Raw genomic sequence first — 521 nt, 5'->3', positions numbered from 1 at the left:
ATTAGCAGTATCAAGACTTAATACTGAAATAGATATATTAAGAGTAGGGGATGAAGGTACGCCAAACTTTGGCACATCAGATCCAGAAATACTATTTTATTTGCAGAAATCTCAACGTATTTTGTTAACTGATAATCGTAAAAGTATGCCCGAACATATCAAAACACATTGGAATAATGGCGGATATATTTGGGGATTATTTTGGTTGAGTCCAAATGCAACTTTCAGAGAAATAGCAGAAGATTTGGTTTTGATTTGGGAAACTACTGAAGCAGAAGAATGGAAAAATCAACTTATTTGGATTCCTTTATAAATTACATTATAGTTGTTAATGGGATAAGGATTGAGAAGGGCGAGTTAAGGGAAGAGGCGCGATCGCATTATAAACTATCAAACCAATTTTCTAACTTTAAATTAGGAACCAAAATCATGTTCCAAATCAGCAACGCCCCTACTTCCTACTCCCTAAATAGAACCTCAGAACATTGTTGTTAGGCTGGTAAATTGAGGTTTTGGTTATT

The 521-nt window shown here is 34.5% G+C and carries 1 protein-coding gene; it reads left to right on the top strand.

All coding sequences use genetic code 11. The features are described 5' to 3' along the window. Positions 1-313, top strand: a 313-nt coding sequence (locus tag AC4E7D_RS13160; RefSeq protein ID WP_490174246.1) for a hypothetical protein, incomplete at its 5' end; no start/stop codon positions are given. Between the last annotated feature and the right edge of the window lie 208 nt (positions 314-521).

The sequence above is a fragment of the Lentiprolixibacter sp. genome (assembly GCF_982873095.1).
This window is presented reverse-complemented; position numbering and strand designations above follow the sequence as displayed.